Origin of the sequence: Caballeronia sp. SBC1 (assembly GCF_011493005.1) — a bacterium.
Taxonomy (GTDB): Bacteria; Pseudomonadota; Gammaproteobacteria; order Burkholderiales; family Burkholderiaceae; genus Caballeronia.
In genome coordinates, this window is sequence record NZ_CP049157.1 from 502424 (window position 1) to 522821 (window position 20398).

Here is a 20398-nt window from a genome sequence, read left to right on the forward strand (position 1 = left end):
CATCGTTGACGTACTTTAAGCGATGGATGTCATACACTACAGAGCCAAGAATCGTGAATTTGAGTAGGACATGACGAATAAGAACATGACGAGTGCGACATGACTTTGCCATTCGGCCCCATCGATGCCGCGACAGACGGCCCGATTTATCGTCAGATATATCTGCGCATTCGCCAATCCATCGCGGACGGGGTGTTGCGACCGGGAGACCGCGTGCCATCGGTGCGGGGACTGGCGTCGGAACTGAATCTGGCACGCGGTACCGTTGAATCGGCTTATCAGATTTTGATTGGCGAAGGCTATCTGATCGCCCGTGGGCCGGCCGGTACCGTGGTCTCACCACAGATCAAGTTGCCTGAGTCGGCCGGGCAGGCCAGCGTCGTGTCGGAGACCATGCCGTGGTCAGCACATACCGGCTCGATGCCGCTGCCTTTGCAGATGGGCCTTCCCGCACTGGATGCTTTCCCAAGCAAGGTCTGGAACCGCCTGGCGGCGCGTGAGATGCGCCAGAGTGGTCTTCAGGATCTGATTTATCCCGATCCCCAGGGTCATGCGCCGCTGCGCGCCGCCATTGCCGGGTACTTGGGGATATCGCGCGGCGTTGCCTGCTCGCCGGATCAGGTTTTTATTTCTGCCGGATATCGCGCCAGTCTGGACCTGATCTGTCGCGCGGTATTACGCAGTGGCGACGCATGCTGGTTTGAAGATCCCGGCTATCTCATGGCGCGGCGCTTCCTGAGCAGTGCGGGAATGAAATTGCTGGCGATTCCAGTCGATCACGACGGTCTGGATGTCGAGGCCGGCATCAAAATGGACGCGAATGCGCGTTTTGCGCTGGTTACTCCCAGTCACCAAAGTCCGCTGGGCGTGTCGTTATCCCTGTCGCGCAGATACGCGTTGCTGGATTGGGCCCGAGCGGGCGACCACTGGATCATTGAAGACGATTACGACAGTGAATACCGGTATCGAGGGCGGCCGCTTCCCGCGTTGAAAAGTCTTGATACAGGCGGGTCAGGGAGAGTGCTGTACACGGGAACCTTCAGCAAGGTGCTCGCGCCGGGGTTGCGTCTATCGTATTTGGTCGTGCCGCAAGAGCAGGTAGCCCGCTTCATTGAAACCGCTGATCGAATGCAGAATCAGTGTCCGCGTTTGCTTCAGGCGACCCTGGCAGGGTTTATCGAAGAGGGTTATTTCGCGCGGCATATTACTAAAATGCGCAGCGTCTACGCGGATCGCCGCGCGACGCTTGCGGATGCGCTGGGTGCCGCATTGGGTACGCGCGCGCAAATTCATCTGCAAGCCGGCGGCATGCATCTTCTTGCGATGCTCGAAAACGGATCGGACGATCATGCAATTGCGTTGCGCGCGCGAAGCCTTGGATTAGCGGTGCAGGCGTTGTCGACCTGGTATGCCGGAGCAACATCGCAACGAGGACTGTTGACTGGATTCACCAATGTCAGGTCCACCGAAGAAGCTAGCGCATTGTCTCGGACTCTCCTTCGCGCTTTCTGACGGATAGCGTAGATGACGAAGGGTTCGCTGCGGCCCTTTTTTGTGTACGGCGCCCTCTCAATTCCGAACCTCACGGATCCTCTGTCCTGCGAGACAACCCACCGGCAGCAGCTATCAGGCACCGACGGCCTGTCGGAATGCGGTCGGCGCGACACCGACGCTTTCGCGAAAACGGTGGCTGAAATGGCTGGCGTTCGCATAGCCGCATTGTGCGGCGACCTGCGCGAGCGGCAGCGCCGTGGTACGCAGCAGCGTGCGCGCGCGTTCGAGCCGCTGTTGCGCGATCCACGCAGCGGGCGGCAATCCGAACGACACACGAAACATGCGGGCGAGGTGAAATTCCGATAGCGCAGCAACCCCCGCCAGTTCGCCGAGTGTGAGTGTCTGCCCGAGATGGTTTTCGATGTACTCGCGCAGGCGCCGCCGCGTCGCAACCGACAACCCGCCCGTCAGCGATGCATCGGTCCGGCGCACGCCTTGTGCGCGCAGCAGCAGACTCAACACCTGATGCGCGGTTTCATTGGTACGCAGCAGGCCGTCCGGGTCCTGCCAGTTTTCATTGGCGAGTGTTTGACAGAGGCTCGCGATACGGGCGTCTTCGAAATAGGTGCGATCAGCGAGCGTCAATTCGCGTGGTTCGCGATCGAGTTCCTGCACCGCGCGTTGCGTGAAGTGTTCGGGCAGGAAGTACAGATGCATGAAATGCATGTGTCCGCGAACCCACCAGCGCGATTCGTGGTCGCCGGGCAGCGCGCAAAGACGCGCCGGTGCGCCGTAGCGACCGGGCATTTTCTGACGTTCGGTACGATAGCCGCCGTCCAGATAACACGAGAGTGTGTGGTGGCCCGGCTGGTCATAGACGGTCTCGGCTTCCTCGATGTCGCGCGTCCACACCGCGATGGCCAATTGATCGCCAAGCCACGCAAATCGTTCCAGACTCGCGTTGGCGTTGTGCAGCGTGTGACAGACCGAATGAAGGCCGAACGGCGTTTCGGTGGAATCCCTCACAGGGGCAGGCGGCTTGGCGTTCATGGACGAGCGGGATGCATCTGATGACTGGTTAACCGTCAGTATAGGGGGAGCCATGAGCAACGGTTTGGCGCCGCCAAGAAGTGCGCAATCCTGGACAAGTGCGCCCGGGCTGGTTGCTGCATAGTTGAATTCCCGTTTTTATGCTGCAGGCCGTGCCATGAATATGTTGCTCTATGCCGTCACCGTTCTGATCTGGGGCACCACCTGGATTGCGATCAAATGGCAGCTTGGATCGGTGCCGCCGCCGGTATCAATTGCGTGGCGGTTCTGGATCGCCGCGCTGGTGCTGTTCGCTCTGCTACGCCTCATGCGCCGTCCGATCTGGCCGCCGCGCGCCGCATGGCGCTATCTGGCCGCGCAGGGGCTGGCGCTGTTCTGCGTCAATTTTCTGTGCTTTTACTACGCCGAACAGGTCGTGCCGAGCGGACTGGTGGCGGTGGTATTTTCGACCGCGCCGCTTTTGAACTCGATCAACGGACGCCTGTTCATGCGCCGCCCCTTGCAGCCCGCGGCGATTGCCGGCGCGGCGCTGGGACTTGTCGGCATTGTCTGCCTGTTCGTTCAGCAGATGGCCGGACATCTCGGCGACCACGCTGTATGGTTTGGCCTCGCGATCGCGTTTCTTGGCACCTTGTGCTTCTCTGCCGGCAATCTGCTGTCGAGCCGGATGCAATCGATGGGTCTGCACCCGTTCGCCACCAATAGCTGGGCCATGCTGATCGGCGCAAGCGTATTGACCATAGGAAGCGCGCTGGCTGGCTTTTCCTTCGCCATCGAGCCGGACGCGCGTTATCTGGGCGCGCTTGCCTATCTGGCCGTGTTCGGCTCGGTGATCGGCTTTACGGCGTATCTGATGCTGGTCGGGCGAATCGGGCCGGAGAGGGCCGCTTACTGCACCGTGCTGTTTCCGATCGTGGCGCTGGCGGCGTCGACCGTGTTCGAAGGCTATCGGTGGACCGCATTGTCGGTGATTGGGCTCGTGCTTGTGGTGGCCGGCAATCTGGTGGCGTTCGATTTGACGCGGCGCATCTTTGCGCGACGGGTGCAGCCTTCCTGATCATGCTAATAGCGGAGTCTGATAGACCGGTGGCAATTGAACCGAAAACTTTCGATCCGGCAACGCAGCAAGTCAGCCTTCTAGCAGCGAGCAATCGTGCCGCCTAGAATATCTCGGAGTCTGCGCAACCAGCTCAGGAGTTTCCGCGAGCACACCTTCCTGTCATGCGCAGTCGATTGCTCTGGTAAATAATTGGCAGTAGTGTCAGATGAATCAAAGAACGCTGAATCGGATTCAGGAATCCGGAGTCAGCGACGTCTAAAAGCTCGACTGTATTCAAGCCATAGGGCGTCCCGTTTGTGACGCGCAGATTTCGTCAAAGGGGGAATTCGATGAAACTCCCTGCTGTCGGACAACAGCGGCAGAGCTGCACCGGCCCGCAACTCGGAACCTGGAAGCTACAGTCCTTCACGACTGAAGATGTGGAGACCGGCCAGAAGACTGACATGTTCGGCGCCCACCCGAGCGGCTATCTCAGCTATGGGCCCGATGGCCGGATGTGCGCCCTCCTCGTTAAGGAGGGGCGAAAGGTGCCCGACACACTCGTTCCAACGGACGCGGAGCGCGTCGAACTCTACAGTGGGTTTATCGCATACGCGGGCACTTACAGTATTGAGGGCGACAAGGTTAGCCACCATATCGACGCATCGTGGAATCAGGCGTGGACAGGGACGACTCAAGTACGTCAGTTCAAAATTGACGGCAACGCCTTGTACATAAGAACGCTGCCTGCGAAGGACCCGTTGTCCGGCAAGGACACCTCAGCTGTATTGGTCTGGATTAAAGTCGAGTAGACGCGTTCGCTGTTGCGCCAGCTAAATCTAATCTCAACACGGACGAGGGGACGGCCATTCTCCGCCCACTTGCCGCAGGCTGGTGCGCTCGTTTGCGAGTGTGCTTTCCGCAGTTGGGTTAAGTGAGGGTCGAAGCTGTCGGGAAATTGCCGTCAGTGAGCAACACCGTGCACGACTGATGGCAATACGACTGGCCCTGACACGCCTGCTGCACCGGATGCGGGAACCGTCGGCGCAGACAACGTTGTCTCCGCATCTACCGCATGCCCAATGCCGGGTAGCATCTTGAGCGTCGAGGGCGCAAACGCAGGCGGATTCGGCGCAGCGGCGCTTCCAGCGTCACCAAATGATTGATCCGGCGTCAGCGTGTACACCCACTTAACGTAGACGATGAAAAAAGCCAGCGATACGGTAAGGATCATCAGGCCGGTGACAGATGACTTTAACGAAACCTTCCCCCTCTCAAGACTAAGGTCGCTATTTTCCGCTAGCTGACCCTGACCTGCTGACGCCAACCGGTAGGCCGCGAGCAGTTGCATACCGGCCAGAAACACGCCCGACATTGTTATTGTTACGACCATCCACATCACGACGAGCGTCTGGAAGTTTTGCTTCACAACGTCGTATCGATGGATATTAAAGTTGCCCAGGAGATATTCGCGCCTTACCTCCGTGTAGCAAAGATCAGATACCTGATACAAGAGTGCGACATCGGTCTTATCCGGTTTTAGCAGCTGCATCGTATATGCGCGGCAGTCCTCCATTTTTTTCGACTCATCAAGACTGACGGCCGTGGTTGCGCCACCCGGAGCTCTCAGTTCCACTAGCAGAACGAACACTGATACCAGGCATGTGATAAGCGCCATGGGCAGAGAAAGTCGCCAAAGATTTGATACGGTTTGAGGTTGAAGGGCTCTCATACTATTGCGATACCCCAAAAAAGCGGCCAGTCGGAGTATCACAGAAGCATTTCACGCCGACGGGAATGGTGGATGGGGGTACTTGGCAAGCGCCAACATTCTGAATCGCGCATACCGAAGCGGCAGATGGTCCGCTCGACTGTTGATCCGGTGATGACCCATTCTGCGGGCCAGGCGTCGCCTGCTGAAAAGGTGCGGGAATGGCCGGGGCACCTTGCACATCAGTTTGCGGTTGGGAAGACATCGATTTATTTGTTCCGTGCCCAAACACCACGGTGCTTGTCGAGACGCTTGCAACCGCCAGAACAATCGCCAGCATTAATCGCATGGGACTTTCCTCCTACAACCGGGCTGATCTCGCTCTAAATCGTAGGCGGAAATGCGCAGAAGTCCATGTAGAAATCGCAAGGGCTCCATACCTCTTGTATGAAGTTAGTGCGCAACCGCACATAACTCCTGATAGCGTGTACCGCTCTCAATCAATGGAGCGCATCTGCTCCCGTCGTGGCGGGTGTGATTTCCTTGTTAAAAGATTGTCGTGAAACGAGTGATTTGCACACGCCGCGTGGGGCATATCAAGCCGCGGGTAACTGCCAACTCGTGAACAATTGCGTCCGCCACCTCACGTTTCACGCCAGCGAGGCGTGCGCTTCTGAATGAACGCCTCGGTTCCCTCGAGAGCTGCGTCGTCCAGCATGTTGCGCGCCATCGCGTCCCCGGCCAGTTGGTACGCCGCATCGATGCCCGCCTCCAGTTGCCGGTAGAAGAGACTCTTGCCAGCGGCAATCGCTACACGCGGCTTCTCGGCGATACTCGCCACGAGCGCACGAATGGCTTCGTCCAGCCGTTCGGGCGCGGCGACTCGATTCACGAGGCCACGCTCACACGCAGTTTGTGCATCGATAAAGTCGCCGGTCACCAGCATTTCAAATGCAGCCTTGCGAGACAGATTGCGCGACAGCGGCACACTGGGTGTCGAGCAGAACAATCCCAGATTAACCCCGGACACGGCGAAGCGAGCATCGCTCGCGGCCACCGCCAGATCACACATTGCGACCAGTTGGCAACCCGCGGCAGTGGCGATCCCGTGCACGCGTGCGATCACAGGCTGCGGCATGCGCTGGATGGTCAACATCATCTGCGAGCAGCGAGCAAACAGTGCCTGGTAATACTCAAGCGACGGTTTGGCGCGCATCTCTTTCAGATCGTGGCCCGCGCAAAACGCCCGGCCCGCGCCTGCAAGCACAACGACGCGCGCATCCGATGCAGCCACTTCGTCCAAGTTGCTTTGCAGCGCGTCGATCAATGCCTCGGACAATGCGTTAAATGCGTCGGGTCGGTTCAACGTTATTTGCACTGCGCCAGGAATTCCGTAGATATCCTGATCAATAACCAACAGTGGTTCCAAACTTGCGTTTTCGTTCATGCTCGCCTCCGTCATACGTCGATGGCCGAGACCGACCCGGCGCGCTTGCGCAGTTCGAACTTCTGGATCTTGCCGGTCGATGTCTTCGGCAACTCGCAGAACTCCACCGCGCGTGGCACCTTGAAACTGGCGAGATGCGCTTTGCAATGCGCGACCAATTCCGCAGCGCTTACGGTTGCGCCCGCCTTCAATTCGACGAAAGCGCAAGGCGTCTCGCCCCAACGAAGGTCCGGCTTCGCTACAACGGCCACCGCGAGTACCGCTGGATGGCGATACAGCACATCTTCAATTTCGATGCTTGAAATATTTTCGCCACCCGAAATGATGATGTCCTTGCTGCGGTCCTTGATCCGGACATAGCCATCCGGATTGGCGACTGCCAGGTCCCCGGTGTGAAACCAGCCACCGCGAAACGCTTCCTGTGTTGCGGCCGGGTTCTTCAGGTAGCCCTTCATCATGATGTTGCCGCGAAACATGATTTCGCCGATTGTCTCTCCATCCGCCGGCACTTCCTGCATGGTCAGAGGATCGCGTACCGTCACGGCATCCTGCAAGTGATAGCGCACGCCCTGCCGCGCATTCAGGGCCGCGCGTTCACCTATCTCGAGCGTGCTCCATTGAGCTTGCTGCGCACACACGGTCGCCGGGCCATACACCTCAGTCAAACCGTACACATGCGTCAGCTCGAACCCGAGCCGCTCCATGCCTTCGATCATTGCCGCAGGCGGCGCCGCGCCGGCCACCATTGCGTGGACACGGTGCGTTATCCCGGTTTTCATTTCGTCGGGAGCATTGACCAGCAGGTTCTGTACGATCGGCGCGCCGCAATAGTGCGTCACTCGCTCGCGGCGAATCAGATCGAAGATCGTTTTCGCATCGACCTTGCGCAAGCACACATTGACGCCCGCCCGCGCGGCCACGGTCCAGGGGAAGCACCAGCCATTGCAGTGGAACATCGGCAGTGTCCACAGGTACACCGCGTGTTTTGGCATATCCCATTCAAGGATGTTGCTGACCGCGTTGGCGTACGCCCCGCGATGGTGATACACGACGCCCTTCGGACGTCCCGTTGTCCCCGATGTGTAGTTCAGGCAGATCGCATTCCACTCATCGGATGGAGGCGCCCATTCGAATTCCGGATCGCCGCTCGCCAGCAGCGCTTCATAATCGAGTTCACCGATACGCTCGCCCGGTCCGGTATATTCGGAATCGTCAACGTCGATGACGAGAATCGGCTGGTCTACATTCGCGATCGCCTCGCGCATCACGGCGGAGAATTCCCGATCAACCAGCACCGCTTTTGCTTCGCCATGATTCAGCATGAACGCGAGCGTGTTTGCATCGAGTCGCGTATTGAGCGTATTGAGTACCGCGCCAATCATCGGGACACCGAAATGAGCCTCGACCATCTCGGGAATATTGGGCAGCATTGCAGCGACCGTATCGCCAATGCCGATGCCTCTGGCGCTCAACGCGGAGGCTAGACGCCGTGTGCGTGCATAGGTCTGCGCCCAGTCACGCTGCACCGCGCCGTGCGAAATGGCGGGCATCGTGGGATATACCGACGCCGCACGTTCGATGAAGGTCAACGGTGTCAGGGCTGCGTAGTTGGCAGCGGTTTTGTTCAATCCCTCTTCGTACTTGTCGTTGCTCATCGCATCTCCGTTGTCCCGTTCGACCTTCGATTTTTCGCAGGACGGTTCGAATGGCGAAGTTCGCCCCCCACCCTTCGCACTCGATATTACGCGCGATTGACGGACATCAGCACAGCGCTCTCTTGATATCTGTGGCGCGCAAGCCTCCACCAGCGCATGCAACAGCTAAGAAAATGGCTAAAACAAGGGCTAAAACAAGGGCGACGGATGCATGCCTTCCGGGAGAACACAAGGAAGCGCAGCCACGCGAACTTGCCTCTTAACCCCGCCACGCGAAGCCTCAAACCACCGCGTGGTGCACGACGCGCGTGATTTCGTCTGCAACTCGTTGCGCCTCGATTCCGATTTCGTGCAACATACCGATCGGCGAGACGACAAACCCACAGTAATGCAGCCCGGAGATTTTCTCCCCACCGCCCGGCGGCGGCCTTTGATCCACGTCGAGGATGTCGCTCTGCTGCTTCATAAAACAATCACTTCCTGGGCGATACCCCGTCGCGGCAACGATTGCATCGAAGCGCTGCGAACGCTCGTCATCAAATATCACGTTGGTTCCGTCCATCTCGCGGATATCCCCAAGCACCTCAATGTGGCCTTCGCGGACCAGTTTGACTGTACCGATGTCGATGAGCGGGATTCGTGTCGTCGCCTTGATTTGCGTAAAGGGGCCCATCGCGAGCTTGCGGAAACCCAGCTTGGTAATGTCTCCAATAGTGAGCCGCACAAGTGGTGCAGCCAGCGCGTCAGCGAATCGGGCAGGAAGCCGGTTCAACGCGATAGAGATAGCGAGTATGGGGACACCGAGGATCTCGCGAGGAACAATGTTCACCGGCCCGCGCACCGCCATTGCCACTCGCGCGCCGTGTTCGTGGAGATCGATCGCAATCTCTCCGCCACTGTTGCCCAAGCCGACGACAAGAACGCTCTGGCCGCGGAATGATTCGCCACTGCGGTACTCGCTGCTATGCAAGATGCGGCCGCGGAAGCGCTCCTGGCCACGCCACCGTGGCACGTAAGGAACGGCGTTGTAGCCGGTGGCTACGACCACTTGCCGCGAATGATAGACGCCGCCTGTTGTAGTCGCAATCCATCCGGGATCGTGTGGTCGAACGGCTCTGACCTCCTCGTTGAAGCGCGGTTCCAGCTCGAAATGCCGCGCATAGTGTTCGAGATACTCAATCACCTGTTCGCGCGACGGATAACGCGGCGTTCCAGCGGGAAACGAAAGATAAGGCAGGGTCGAACGGTCCCGGTCGGAATGAAGGTGCAGGCGGTCATAGTGACGGCGCCAGCTCGAACCAACCTCGGTTGCGCGGTCCACAATGATGCACGATGCTCCCCGCTTCTTCAGACATGCAGCAACCGCGAGGCCTGCAGGCCCAGCGCCTATCACCAGCGTGTCTACCTGCTGTTCCATCCGCGCCCTCACGAGGTCTGATTCTCGCAACGCAACAAACTCGACGCACAAAACCAAGCATATCAGCGGGCAAGCGAGCACGCACTGCACGATCCGGGACAGGTTGCTGTCAAGCGTCCGCGTTGAATGGGGGAGCGTCCTTCAGCCACTCCACGAGTTCAGGGCGTTCCGTATAACGAGGCGCAGCCATCCACGCAACCAGGTCCGCGTGCAGTCGATTGAACGTGCGCTCGTCGAAGTCGAAAACTCCTTCTGGCCGGCCGCTCTTGTCATGCCGCAAGTGAATGCCCCTGACCTGATGGCCGTCCCAATACGCAACCGTCTCGTTGTTAATGTCGGCAGTAGTGCCGGGTGGCCGATTGCGCAGCAGGGTGGTCAATGCAGGTTGAATTGATGCGTAGTCCATTTCCATATTCCGCTTGCTACAACTTAGAGGTGTGCAGCGCGGAAAAATTCTCATCATATGATTGCGTTATTAACCGCAAATAGCGCCAGACAGTTCGACCTTATGTAGAGACGGCACTTGGGGGATGTCTTCGGTTAAGCGTTTGATTTCTCATATAATTTAATGCCTGTATCGCGGCGGCGGAACGCGCGTTTCAAGCATGAGCATAGCTCATCGAGGAGGCTCACAATGAACGGAAACGTATTGATCTCCGGTGCGGGAGTCGCCGGTCTGGCAGCGGCTTACTGGCTGGATCGCGCGGGATTTACGACCACGCTGGTCGAGCTCTCCCCGGCATTTCGCCGGGGCGGGCAAGCCATTGACATTCGGGGTGTCGCGCTGGATGTCATCAACGCTATGGGATTGCTCGACGACGCCCGCGCATTGCGCACGCAGCTTAAGGGCATGTCTATGCTCGACGCCGACGGCAACGAGGTCCATCGCACCGAAGAACGCACCTTCAGTGCTGGCCGGCTCGACAGCGAAGACATTGAACTCTTTCGCGACGATCTTTGCGAGCTTCTGATGGGCGCAATGAGCGATCGGGTCGAATTCATCTACGGCGACAGCATTGCTGCAATGGAGGATCGCGGTGATGGCGTGGCGGTGACATTCGGATCGGGTCTGAACAGGGAGTTCGATCTGTTGATTGGCGCTGACGGAATCTACTCCAACGTCCGCACGAAGTGTTTCGCCGATGAGTCCTCGTCTGTCTTTCCGTTAGGCACGGTTCTCGCTCTTTTTTCAACCCCCAACCTGATCGATCTAAAGGATTGGCAACTCGGGCATCGCCAGGACGGTATCGGCTACATCATCTACCCAAGCCACGACAAGAGCGAACTACGAATTGGAGTCGGTTTCGCGGCACCCGCGTCCGCGGTCTCCCGAAGCAATACGGAAGCACAAAAGCGCATGGTGGCAGCGAAATGCGCTCACCTGAAGGGCGCATTTCCTCAGTTCATCAATGCAATGAACACGGCCGATCAGTTTTACTTCAACGAGCTCGCGCAGATCCGCATGCCACTGTGGTCGAAAGGCCGGGTCGTACTTGCCGGTGACGCCGCGCACTGCGCATCGCCGTTCTCGGGTCAAGGCACAAGCCTGGCGTTAGTCGGTGCTTTTGTACTGGTTCGCGAGCTGGTGCGAAACCGGGACAATCAGGCGCAAGCTTTTGCCGCCTACGAGCACCGCATGCGGCCCTATGTGAATCTCAATCAGGGACTCGTCGATCTCACGCGCGAGGGCCCGACACCGGATGATTTGATGACCGCGGCCAAGAACGGTATCGACTTGAGAGATTTACTGAAAGAGGTCGAATAGCGTTCGCATGCGTCACACCGTCAAGATCTCCATGCAATTCGGCGAACAGAGTTAGTCGGGCCGACATGATTTTTTCGACGATGCTGATCGCGCCTCAAAACCGCTTGCCGCTCGGTCGAAGCTTCCACCGGGCACGCACAGACATCGGATATTTAGAAGGGGAAAGGCCGCGTTCAGGCCATGACCGCGATCTGCCGGCTGCAGGCATCGAGCGCGATCCGGAGCTGCTCTTTGAGCGTGGCCGACGCTTCCATGATCGGCAAGCGCGTCTCGCTTCCGATCAAGCTGTCTATCGCAAGTGCTGCTTTCACGCCAGCTGGATTGGGCGCGCTGAACAAGAGCTTGATAACCGGCTTGAGCGCTTCGAAAAACACAACAGCATCGTCCGTTCTCGCCGATAAAACCCGTTCGTGGATCTCGGCAAGAATATCGGCGAAAAGATGGGCGCTCGTCAGGATGCCGCCCGATCCGCCCGCGATCAGGCAGTCGACATAGGCATCGTCGTTGCCGCACAGTACGCTGATCGGCAATTGGCAGAGCTTTTGGAAAGTCGCGGGCACGCACGCCTTGATGGCGACAATATTCGCACGTTCGATAAGACGCTCAACCGTGCCTGTCTCGATGCACACGCCGGTGCGATGCGGCACGTCGTACAAAATAATGGGCCGTTCGGTGACGCGCGAAACTTCGTCGAAGTGCCAGCGAATCCCGTTTTGATCGGGGCAAATGTAGGCAGGCGCGGAGACCAGATATCCGCCGACATCCCAGCGATCCAGTTCGCGGATTTCCTGCACCATGTCGCGCGTATTGATACCGCCAACACCGACTACCACCGTCAGGCGCGTGCCGATCACCTCGAACAAGGAGCGCAGGACTTTATGCCGCTCGCTGTGATCGAGCAACGCCGCCTCGCCGGTCGTTCCTAGCGCGACGAACCCGCTGATCTCCTGGCTCATATAGCGCTCGGCAAGGCGCTGGAGCGCGTCGACGTCAACTTGTCCGTCCTTGAACGGCGTGACAATAGGCAACCATATTCCAGACACCATGCTCACCTCCGCTGCCCGCGGCGATCCGCTGCAGGCGAAGGATTCAGTTGGTTCACAGCGTTTGAAACCGCTGCCGTGCGCAATGCTTGCGGGGCGTGAATGCTCGTTAAGACTTCTTCGAACGTCATGATGATTTGCTTCGAGTTCCATTCAATTGGATCAAACGAAGCCTATCGGATCAAGCGTAAACGTCCTGTTAAAAAACGCAATTCGCGCGTATAGAATGCGGGATTTTTCAGACAACGAGTGTCGGATTAGCGGACACAACGCTCATGTCGTCCGGCGGAGATTCATTACCCGCAGACGCCGGTGCCCCGGTCCTTCGATGCGGGAACGACGTCAGGAGGCGTCTAGGCACCAAACGTGCTTCAAGCGTGACGTTGCACCATCCAACACTTTTTCGAAACGGCTTTGCTAAAGACAGCCGATTTCGCCAAGGACCTTCTCATCGATGAAGCGACTATCATTTGCAACCCAACTGGTGCTCCTTTGGGCGCTGGTTGCAGTGGTCTGCTCGGTGCTCGCCGGGGTGATTTGGCTTCTCATTCAGTCAGACCAAAGTCGGCAAATTTCGTTGGCGAGCCAGCAGTCGGCGAACGCCTGCGAGCATGTCGCCTCTCGCTATTCACTCTCCAGGCAGTTAAATGCAGACCCGTACAACGCCGATTTGATGCACGCAGTACTCGACGCCGTCCTGGTTCAGGTACCGACTGTTGAAGGCGGCTTTTGGGACTTACGCGCGGCTACTCCGTCCGGCTCGGCGTCGGGAACAGCGAGTTCGAGTGACCGCCACGGCCCCGCCTCGACGCCCGCAGTCAATTCGAACGGTTTCCTTGCATACTCATTTCCCACGTATCAGGGAAGTGGCGTCAAGCGCGACATCCCGGAGGCAGAAACACCGTTGATACTTCGTGCTTTGAGGCGCTCTGCGACAGCGCACGCCTCGGTATCTGACTCTGTACGCGCAGGGCAAGGAGCAACGGTGGTCGCCGCATGCGCCGTGGACGGTGTTCCGGGTTTGTACGCCTGGACGCTTACCCGAGCCCAAGCACCACTTGGACCGTACGGACAAATCCTGGTCTCGTCGCTGGCGGTCGTTCTCGCAGGCATCCTTGTGGTTGCCGTTGTTCTAGGTTTGGCGCTACGTCGATGGAAAAACAATCTGTCGCAGCTCGAACGCGGTCTCGCTCCGCAACCAGACACCGGGTCTACGGTACGATTGCCGTTAGTTGGGGAGCCCGACCTCGACAAAATCGTCCACGCGTTTAACACCTACGTAGCGCATTCTGAGGCGCTTCAACAGCGCGCAGTTGCCCTGGGCGACCAGCTAATACAGGCCGAACGGTTCGGATCTCTCGGGAGACTGGCGGCGCAGGTGGCCCACGAAATCCGAAACCCTCTTGGCGCGGTCAGGTTAAAGATTGAAAACGCTATCGCTAGTGATGGCAGCCGGCAGCGTGAATCCCTGATGTCGGTCCTCGTCCAGGTGGAACGCATCGAAACTCAGGTATCCAGCCTTCTCGCATTGACGCAGCCTGTGACCGTTTCAAAGAAAGCGACTGATGTAGCCTCTTGGCTGGCGAACACTGTCAGTGCGCACAACGAACAGGCAGACATGAAAAACGTCAATCTAAGCGTTGACCTGAAGGCGCTGCAATCGGACATACTGGAGCCCGGGAGTTGCTCTGCGAATATCGACCCCGCGCAACTGGCTCGCGCCGTCGACAACCTTATCTTGAACGCCATCAGGCACGCACCGCGCAATGGCAAAGTGGTCGTACGGGCACGCCGGATTGCCGCCCCGGAAGGCAAAAGTTTGCGATTGGTCGTTATCGACAATGGACCGGGAGTTCCTGCCTCCGACCGCGAACGCATCTTCGAGCCCTTCGTCACCGGCAGGCCTGACGGCTCTGGACTTGGTTTGGCCGTTGCTCGCGAAGTTGCCACGGCGCATGGCGGCCGCGCCTATGTCGCGGACTCTGAACACGGCGCATGTTTTGTAATTGATATCCCATGGCACACATACTCGTAGTCGACGACGACGAAGGATTCCGCGAAGGTCTCGTTGAGACTCTAGTTGACCTTGGACACCATGTCGACGAAGCGAACTCAGGCGAGCGGGCACTCGAACTGCTTCAAGTTGCGAGCGCATTCACCTGTGTCTTTCTTGACTTCCGGCTTCCCGGCATGGATGGCCTCGCGGTACTGGAGGCCATTCGCGCCGAGCCCCGTTGGCAATTACTCCCGGTCGTGATGCTCACAGGCTTTGCGACCAGCGACAATACCATTGGAGCCATGACGCTAGGTGCGTTCGACCATTTGACCAAGCCCGTCGGCAGGCAGGCAATTCAGTCGTTGCTCGAACGCATTGTCTCGTCCGAAGCCTCATCGGAGGCGGTTGATAGCCCGGCGTCCTCCTTCACATCCGAGGTCGTCAGCAAGAAGCCTCGCCTGCTTGGGGTTAGCGACACCCTGCGCGAAGTGCAAAAGCAAATCGGGCGCGCAGCTTCATCAGACGCCACAGTTCTCATCACCGGAGAAACAGGCACGGGCAAGGAAGTCGCCGCCCGCGTTCTTCATGATGTATCGAAGCGCCGCGGCAAGCCTTTCGTGGCCGTGAATTGTGCGGCGGTGCCCGCGGACCTTCTGGAGAGCGAACTGTTTGGGCACGTCAAAGGCGCATTCACCGGCGCAGCCAACGACCGTGTTGGATGCATTGCCGCAGCCGACGGCGGGACACTGCTGCTGGACGAGATTGGCGACATGCCATCGTCCATGCAAGCCAAGCTTCTGCGGGTCATACAGGAGCGCTATGTCACGCCTGTAGGCACACATCGCCAGATTCCGGTGAACATACGGCTCGTCGCGGCGACTCACCGCGATTTGAAGGCAATGGTCGAATCGGGCGAGTTTCGTGAGGATTTACTGTATCGCCTGAGCGTCATTCCAATTCACGTGCCTCCGCTGCGGGAACGCCTGGCGGATATCCTGCCGCTCGCCGAACACTTTCTCGCCGATGCTGCGGCCGCCAGGAGACATCCAATGCGGCTCTCGGGGCCAGCCCAGCGATTATTGGTCACGTATCGATGGCCGGGAAACGTCCGGGAGCTCAAGAACGCCATTGAGCGCACATGCGCTCTCGCTCCCGGTCCGGCAATTACGTCGGATGACTTAGCATTTCTTATCCAAAAGCCTGGCGAGACGGGCTCGCTCCTGCCGCCCCAGTTCTTCGAGATGGCTCTCCCGGAAGCCGTGGAAACGGTCGAGCGCGCGTTGATATGCAACGTCTTGGCACTCACCGGAAACAACCGTGCCGACGCGGCTCGCCGACTCGGCATCAGCCGGCAAACGCTCTACGCAAAGTTGGCCAGCCTGGGCATCGAATAAAGTGTCCAGAAAGCCGACGGCGGAGTGTCGGGTTACTTGACACGCGGGTAACCCATCCGGCTGCTAACCCTTATGGGCCGTACGCCGAGCGCTTGGCATAGGGCTTGCAATTGTCTTCGTGTCGTTCAACGGAGAGAACCATGCCCTCGAAGTCAATATCTCGCATCGCGAACCTATGCGAGCTTACGAGCTACACATGCTCGGGCTCGACCCTCGCACGCGCTGCAGCGATTTCTCTTGTGGTCGTCGCAACCGCATGCGCCGCGCAAACAGCGCCTGCGCCGGCACCTGGAAATATATCTGCACCGCCGCCTGTCGCTGCCGCACCTGTGGGCAGTATCCCGAACACGGCGCCGCCGGCTCCACCGCCTGCGCCGACGCCCTTCATGGCGCAACAACAATCGCCGCTCTCAAGCGGGACGACAAGCGGGTCCATAAGCCGGTTCGTCACCAATCCCGAAGGCGATGTCGACGGCTTCATTCTCGCAGACGGCGCACTCGTTCACTTCCCACCGCACATGAGTTCACAGCTGGTCGCTCTCGTACGTCGGGGCGACGCCGTTCGAATCGTTGGCTTGCGTGATGGCGCGGGCAATGTGAGCGCACAGCAGATTACCAACGAGCGTACCGGGCAACAGCTCAACGACCAACCACCACCGGTAGATGCGCTGCGCGCACCGCCAGCACTGCGTGGCGCGGGTCTCGTCAAGCTCAGCGTCAAGGGGATCGTCATGCGAGTCACTACTGCGCCGCGAGGCGAACCCGACGGCGTGATTCTCAAGGACGGAACCATCATCAAGATGCCACCGCCCATCGCTCAGCAGTTCACGAACCTCTTGCGTCCCGACGCTGTTATTGCTGCTCGCGGTTATGGCACACGCAATCAGTACGGCGAGGCCTTGCAAGCGACTGCGTTCGGCACGCCAGACAACATCACGCAGTTATACAACGACCTCCCCAACTAACCTTTCCACTTTTCGGAGTAAGACCATGCATTGGATTGACCCAAACTGCCTGCAAGAAACGCGCGGTACCGTGACTCAATTTCTGCTGAATCCGCATGGAGAGCTTGATGGCTTCGTACTCGGCAAGAACAAGCAGGTGCATTTTCCGCCGCATATGTCAAAGCAGGTCGCTAAGCACATCGGCATCGGCGACCAGGTCACAGTGCGTGGTGTGAAACCCCGTTCGGCCGACATCGTAGCGGCGGTCCTGCTGACCTCCAGTTCTGGTTTTGCGATCCTCGACGAAGGTCCACATCACGGTGGTGAGAAACACGAGAAGCCTCATGTGGAAAAACGGCCGATGGAAGTCACGGGTGAGGTCAAGCTTTCCCTGTACGGCCCGAAAGGGGAACTCCGCGGCGCGCTTCTCACCAGCGGAACGTCCATTCGTATGCCTCCTCATGCCGCCGCTGAACTTGTCAGTTACCTCGAACCCGGCGCTCACATTCAGGTCTGGGGTCACGGCGTGAAGAACAAGTATGGCCACACCATCGAGGTGGACGACATCGCTGAATTGGTTGACGCGGACAGCGCGGAAGCTCAGGCCGAATAAACCGGGGCTACGCAATCTCGAATCAATCTGATCTTTCGAAGGAGAACGTAAGATGGCACACGCCGACGTGTGTAGCTCGAGCGATATCGACAGCATTAACGTCGTCACAACAAGCGATGACCTCCCGCAGCGGTACGCGGATGGCAGCGACAATGACGCAGTCGGCGCGTGGGAGGAGAAGCACATCGTCGGCACCCAGCTCGGTCCCAATCGCAACGGGAGAAAATGGTGAGTTCTCGCCCATGCGAAACATCGGCCGGCGTCGAATCAGCGAAGTCACCTTCCGATCGCAGCCTTCGCGGCCTGGACGGCCTGAATTTTCTGATGGCAGACGTCCGAGACGGTTTGGGTCCGTTTCTGTCGGTGTATCTCAAGGGCACCCAACATTGGGGCTCAGGCGACATAGGGCTTGTCATGGCAGCAAGCGGCATCGCAGCGGCCATATGCCAAATCCCCGCCGGTTTGTTAGTTGACGCGGTTCGTGCAAAACGCCTGCTTATTGCGATTTCCGGCTTGCTGGTCGCCGCGGGCTGCCTGCTCATCGCGTTCTTCCCGAAGCTACCCACGGTGCTGGCGGCACAAATTACGCTGGGCGCAGCGTCGGCCATCATTCCTCCATGCCTTGCTGCGCTAAGCCTCGGTATCGTAGGCCATCGCTTACTGCCCGCCCGAGTAAGCCGCAACGAGAGCTTCAATCATGCAGGCAATTTTACAGCAGCGGTATTGGCCGGCGCACTGGGTCAGTATGTCGGGGTCATCTGGCTGTTCTATCTTATCTGCGGATTTGCAGTGGCGAGTGCTGTTGTGGTGCTACTCATCAAACCCAAGGAAATTGACCACGAGCTTGCACGAGGCTCAGAGAGCCGAGTAAGAGGCCAAGCCCAGCACCATCCCATAGCCTTCTCGGAACTCTGGAAGAAGCGGGACCTCAGGGTTTTCATCATCTCTGTCATTCTTTTCCACTTCGGAAATGCGGCGATGCTTCCGCTTGCAGGGCAAGTCATCGCCAAGGTTCACCCAGGCATGGATGTCATTGCGTTGAGCGCTTGCGTTATCGCTGCACAGTTGGTGATGGTCGGGGTGGCTGCAGTGGTCGGGCGTGCGATGCGCAGGGGCGTTGGGCGAAAGAAGATTTTCCTGGTCGCACTAGCGGTGTTGCCTGTCAGAGGCATCCTCTTCTCAATGACCAGCAGTCCTTATGCTGTAGTCGCCATTCAACTGCTCGATGGTGTGGCGGCAGGCATCTTCGGCGTTATCGCTGTCGTCATTGCATCGGATTTAATGCGAGGGACGGGCCGCTTCAATCTTGCCCAAGGATTGATGGCGTTGGCCGTAGGAGTGGGCGCGGCGCTAAGCAATGTCACAGGAGGGTATGTCGTCGAGAAATTCGGCTTCACAGCAGGGTTTCTCACGTTGTCTGCCATCGGTGCGCTCGCTCTTATATTTTTTTCCGTGTTTATGCCTGAGACCACACCTCGTGAGGACAGCGCCGTAGCCCAGCGTGCCGACTCACAGGATTTAATTACCACGCCTCCTTGATTTGCCAAATGAACGAATTATTAAGCTCACCCTTTTCTGTCTGGGCCATCGCGGCAGTATCAACGCTAGCCGTCATCACCCGCCCTCTCGAACTACCGGAAGCGGTGTGGGCCGTGCTGGGGGCATTGGCCTTGTGTGGATTTGGCATGCTGTCCTGGTCAGACGCCCTGCATGCAATTGGCAAGGGCACCGACGTGTACCTGTTTTTAACCGGCATGATGATGGCCTCGGAACTTGCCAGGAAGGAGGGACTATTCGACTACCTGGCGGCGCTTGCAGCAAAGCGGGCGGCAGGCTCGGCGAAGCGGCTATTTTTCCTGATGTACTGCGTCGGTACGGTCGTGACAATCTCGATGTCTAACGATGCAACGGCGGTTGTTCTGACGCCTGCTGTCCTTGCGGTGGCGCATGCGGTCAAAGCGGAAGAGCCACTACCCTATCTCTACATTTGCGCGTTCATCGCCAACGCCGCGAGTTTTGCGTTGCCAATTTCGAATCCCGCAAATCTGGTGATTTTTCGGGACCATATGCCCACGTTGATGCACTGGCTTGGTCGTTTCGCAATTCCTTCTGGCTTGAGCATTGTCGCCACGTATCTGGTCCTCCGTTTCATGCAACGCGACGTGCTAACCCAGAAAATCGAGGCTGATGTCGACGTGCCTGCTCTCTCTGGCACAGGTAAAGCAACCGGTTTGGGAATTATTGTCATGGCCGCCGTGATGCTCGCGGCGTCTGCATTCGATGTCCCACTCGGCCTCCCCACGTTTTGCGCGGGCCTCGCACTATTCATCGTTATCTGCGTTCTCAAGCGGGCATTTCTAGCAGGACATCTCGCGGAAATATCCTGGACCGTTCTTCCTCTCGTCGCAGGGCTGTTCGTATTGGTCGAAGGTCTTCAGCATACTGGCGTCATTAACCATCTCGCTCAGGTCATACATTCGGCTGCGCAAACCATCCCTGCGCACGCCGGTTGGATTTCAGGCGCCGTTATGGCTATTGCTTGCAATCTCATCAATAACTTGCCGGCAGGCCTCATCGCCGGGTCAGCCCTTACGGTCGCTCACGCCCCTATACCCATCGCAAGTGCGGTATTGGTAGGCGTCGACCTCGGGCCAAACTTCTCGGTCACGGGCTCCCTTGCCACGATTCTCTGGCTGACGGCGCTACGCCGCGACGGCATCGAAGTGAGCGCGTGGTCCTTTCTGAAGCTTGGCGTGGTCGTCACATTGCCTGCGTTGGGGGCTGCGCTAGCGGCGGTCGCTATAAGCGGAAAATTATGAACTGCTGACCG

General features: G+C 58.4%; 18 protein-coding genes. 11 read left to right on the plus strand and 7 right to left on the minus strand.

What is annotated here, in order from left to right; all coding sequences use genetic code 11:
• Positions 1-99 precede the first annotated feature (99 nt).
• Positions 100-1512 (plus strand): PLP-dependent aminotransferase family protein, encoded by a 1413-nt coding sequence (locus tag SBC1_RS20255; protein ID WP_165097746.1) that lies wholly within the window; start codon positions 100-102, stop codon positions 1510-1512.
• Between the two features lie 114 nt (positions 1513-1626).
• Here the strand turns inward: SBC1_RS20255 and SBC1_RS20260 are convergent, their stop codons facing one another.
• Positions 1627-2544: a helix-turn-helix domain-containing protein gene (locus SBC1_RS20260; RefSeq protein ID WP_165097743.1), complete on the minus strand. Its 918-nt coding sequence runs from the start codon at positions 2542-2544 to the stop codon at positions 1627-1629.
• Between the two features lie 157 nt (positions 2545-2701).
• Here SBC1_RS20260 and SBC1_RS20265 point away from each other — a divergent pair, with 157 nt between their 5' ends.
• The gene (locus SBC1_RS20265; protein ID WP_165097739.1) at positions 2702-3601 is read left to right on the plus strand and encodes a DMT family transporter; all 900 of its coding nucleotides are present in this window, start codon (positions 2702-2704) and stop codon (positions 3599-3601) included.
• 332 nt (positions 3602-3933) lie between these two features.
• Positions 3934-4395, plus strand: coding sequence for a lipocalin-like domain-containing protein (locus SBC1_RS20270; RefSeq protein WP_165097709.1), 462 nt, complete (start codon positions 3934-3936; stop codon positions 4393-4395).
• Positions 4396-4547: 152 nt separating this feature from the next.
• Here SBC1_RS20270 and SBC1_RS20275 read toward each other — a convergent pair whose 3' ends face one another.
• The 5 genes from SBC1_RS20275 to SBC1_RS20295 form a co-directional block, all read right to left on the minus strand.
• Entirely contained in the window at positions 4548-5315 is a 768-nt protein-coding gene (locus SBC1_RS20275; RefSeq protein WP_165988994.1) for a hypothetical protein, read from the minus strand.
• A gap of 622 nt (positions 5316-5937) precedes the next feature.
• The gene (locus SBC1_RS20280) at positions 5938-6741 is read right to left on the minus strand and encodes an enoyl-CoA hydratase (protein ID WP_165097683.1); all 804 of its coding nucleotides are present in this window, start codon (positions 6739-6741) and stop codon (positions 5938-5940) included.
• Between the two features lie 11 nt (positions 6742-6752).
• A complete protein-coding gene (locus tag SBC1_RS20285; RefSeq protein ID WP_165097680.1) occupies positions 6753-8396 on the minus strand; it encodes an acyl-CoA synthetase in 1644 nt (547 codons plus the stop codon).
• A gap of 280 nt (positions 8397-8676) precedes the next feature.
• The gene (locus SBC1_RS20290; RefSeq protein WP_165097677.1) at positions 8677-9813 is read right to left on the minus strand and encodes an NAD(P)/FAD-dependent oxidoreductase; all 1137 of its coding nucleotides are present in this window, start codon (positions 9811-9813) and stop codon (positions 8677-8679) included.
• Between the two features lie 109 nt (positions 9814-9922).
• A complete protein-coding gene (locus tag SBC1_RS20295) occupies positions 9923-10219 on the minus strand; it encodes a hypothetical protein (protein WP_241202142.1) in 297 nt (98 codons plus the stop codon).
• A 228-nt stretch (positions 10220-10447) separates the two neighbouring features.
• On the opposite strand from SBC1_RS20295, the gene SBC1_RS20300 reads away from it, so the two are divergent.
• Positions 10448-11578 carry an FAD-dependent monooxygenase gene (locus SBC1_RS20300; protein WP_165097671.1) on the plus strand — a complete coding sequence of 377 codons (1131 nt, stop codon included), beginning with the start codon at positions 10448-10450 and terminating at the stop codon, positions 11576-11578.
• A gap of 173 nt (positions 11579-11751) precedes the next feature.
• Here the strand turns inward: SBC1_RS20300 and dapA are convergent, their stop codons facing one another.
• Entirely contained in the window at positions 11752-12624 is an 873-nt protein-coding gene (gene dapA / locus SBC1_RS20305) for a 4-hydroxy-tetrahydrodipicolinate synthase (protein WP_165097650.1), read from the minus strand.
• 1000 nt (positions 12625-13624) lie between these two features.
• Here dapA and SBC1_RS20310 point away from each other — a divergent pair.
• From SBC1_RS20310 to SBC1_RS20340, 7 genes are all read left to right on the plus strand, one after another.
• A complete protein-coding gene (locus tag SBC1_RS20310; protein WP_370469638.1) occupies positions 13625-14656 on the plus strand; it encodes a PAS domain-containing sensor histidine kinase in 1032 nt (343 codons plus the stop codon).
• Positions 14638-16011, plus strand: a complete 1374-nt coding sequence (locus tag SBC1_RS20315) for a sigma-54 dependent transcriptional regulator (RefSeq protein WP_165097620.1) — start codon at positions 14638-14640, stop codon at positions 16009-16011. The genes SBC1_RS20310 and SBC1_RS20315 overlap by 19 nt, the downstream gene beginning before the upstream one ends.
• 386 nt (positions 16012-16397) lie before the next feature.
• On the plus strand, positions 16398-16976 hold the full coding sequence (locus tag SBC1_RS20320; RefSeq protein WP_165097617.1) for a hypothetical protein: 579 nt from the start codon (positions 16398-16400) through the stop codon (positions 16974-16976).
• A gap of 25 nt (positions 16977-17001) precedes the next feature.
• Positions 17002-17568, plus strand: coding sequence for a hypothetical protein (locus tag SBC1_RS20325; RefSeq protein ID WP_165097603.1), 567 nt, complete (start codon positions 17002-17004; stop codon positions 17566-17568).
• Between the two features lie 52 nt (positions 17569-17620).
• A complete protein-coding gene (locus SBC1_RS20330; RefSeq protein WP_165093754.1) occupies positions 17621-17800 on the plus strand; it encodes a hypothetical protein in 180 nt (59 codons plus the stop codon).
• Complete coding sequence (locus SBC1_RS20335) at positions 17794-19107, plus strand: MFS transporter (RefSeq protein WP_165097600.1); 1314 nt, start codon at positions 17794-17796, stop codon at positions 19105-19107. Before SBC1_RS20330 ends, SBC1_RS20335 begins: the two co-directional genes overlap by 7 nt.
• Positions 19108-19115: 8 nt before the next feature.
• A complete protein-coding gene (locus tag SBC1_RS20340; protein ID WP_165097597.1) occupies positions 19116-20387 on the plus strand; it encodes an arsenic transporter in 1272 nt (423 codons plus the stop codon).
• The last annotated feature ends 11 nt before the right edge of the window (positions 20388-20398 follow it).